The 2,011-nt window shown below is 64.2% G+C and carries 1 protein-coding gene; it reads left to right on the forward strand.

The genetic code is table 11. The features are described from left to right. Positions 1-474: 474 nt before the first annotated feature. Positions 475-1,374, forward strand: coding sequence for a P-type ATPase actuator domain-containing protein (locus ABIB14_RS18640; protein WP_354237384.1), 900 nt, complete (start codon positions 475-477; stop codon positions 1,372-1,374). Positions 1,375-2,011: the final 637 nt, after the last annotated feature.

The following is a 2,011-nucleotide window of genomic DNA, read 5'->3' on the forward strand; positions in this document are numbered from 1 at the left end:
CAACAAACTTGGCACACTATTGAGTTCTCAAACAACAGACACACCCGGCACCACCACAACCCCACAGGGCCGCAGATCGCTCCGGAGCAACTTTTCAAACTTACCCGAGTCCGGCTTCCGAAGCAAATCCGATTTCCCGGACCTGCATCAGCAGACAAACCAGCCCCACCAGAATTCTTAGCGACTGAAGCGCTAAGAGAACTTGGTTTTTTAATTATTTTGGGGGATTGGCCGCCTGCGGTAGTCCAGCATTTCCGCTGGTCTCCCTCGCGGCGACTTAGAAAACAGTACACCCAGACGGCGTGAATCGCAAACCCGCCCAGACGCTGGCCCCCGGCTTCGCCGAGACCCCTCAAATGCCCGCCAGTCCGGCTCCTAAGGGCCGGCCGAAGCGCCGGGACGGCGCACCGCCGTCGTTGGTCAGTCCTGTATGCTCCATCACTACCTGCCGCTGGGCCGGTTAGCATCTGGGGGGTGAGGGCAGAGAAAAAGCTCCAGAATCCGCGGTCGGCCCATCGACGTGTCTCGGGGCCAGCCGCCAACGGGCTTTCAGGGCACGACGTCGCCGCCCGGATGGAAAGCGGCTTGGACAACCGGGGCCGGGACGAGACCAGCCGGAGCCAGCAGCAGATCTTCCGCGCCAACGTCTTTACCCTCTTCAACGCGATCGTCGTCACGAGCTTCCTCGTACTGCTGCTCCTGGGGCGATGGCAGGACGCGCTGTTTGGGCTGGCGGCCGCGGGCAACGCACTGATTGGTGTCGTCCAGGAATTCCGTGCCAAGAGATCCCTTGACCGTCTTGCCGTCTTGGACGCCCCCCGTGCGCGGGTGATGCGGGACGGCCAGATCCTAGAGATCACGACGGCCGACGTCGTCCGGGACGATGTCCTTGTCCTGCGTGCAGGGGACCAGGTCACGGCGGACGCCTCGGTGCTCCAAAGCGCGGGCCTCGAGGCCGATGAGTCCCTCCTCACCGGCGAATCGGACCCCATTGGCAAGGACCATGGGGTCCGACGTCCTGTCGGGTTCCATCATTGTCGCGGGCCAGGCAAGGAACGGGTGGTGCGGGTGGCTGCCGAATCATTCGCCAGCCGGCTCACGGCGGACGCGCGCCGCTTCTCCCTGGTGAATACAGAGATCCGCAATAGCCTCAACCGGGTGCTTCGATGGATCGCCTGGGCCATCCTGCCGGTCGCAGTTCTTGAGGTCAACGGCGATCTTCAGGCCAGGGGCGGTTGGCACCACGCCATCACCACGGGCACCTGGACCGCGGCCCTGGTGGGCGTCATCGCCAGCGTAATCGCCATGGTCCTGGTTAGGTCTGGTGCTGCTGACGAGCCTGGCGTTTGCCGTCGGAGGACTCCGCCGGGCTAGTCACGGTGTGCTCATCCAAGAACTCGCGGCCGTCGAAGGACTCGCGCGGGTACGTACTCTGCATAGATAAGACCGGCACCATAGATAAGACCGGCACCATGCCAGAGGGCGGGCTCGGGTTCGACGCGGTTCATCAGCACACCCCCGCGCCCGATCCGGGCTGGCGGCAGGCCCTCGGCTGGTTTGCCTCCGCACCCGAGGCGAACGCAACGGCGCGGAGCCTTTGTGCTGCCTTTGCGGACGACGGCGGATTCCAGTCAATCTCATATGTGCCGTTCTCCTCCACCAGGAAATGGAGCTGGGTCACCCTTGGCGGCGGCCACGGAACGTCATCAACCTGGATCCTGGGGGCGCCGGAAATGATTATGGGCCCGGGAAAACGGCACACCGGGAGATCGGGCGCTGCAGGCGGCAGCCGCCCTCTGGGATACACCCGCCCGCGCTGCGGCACCAAGCCATGCCGGCGTCCTCAAGCAAGCCGGGCAACTGGCGGGCGCCGGGCTGCGGACATTGCTCCTCGCCGCCGCTGACGCGATTCCCGGCACTAGTCCGAAAATGAGGTGACCTGCCCGTGGTAGGTGCGTGGGTGGATATCCGGAGGCGACATGGAGCCTCCGGTGGTTTTGAAAATAGAAGT

It is taken from the genome of Arthrobacter sp. UYEF3 (assembly GCF_040546245.1).
Classification (GTDB): domain Bacteria; phylum Actinomycetota; class Actinomycetes; order Actinomycetales; family Micrococcaceae; genus Arthrobacter.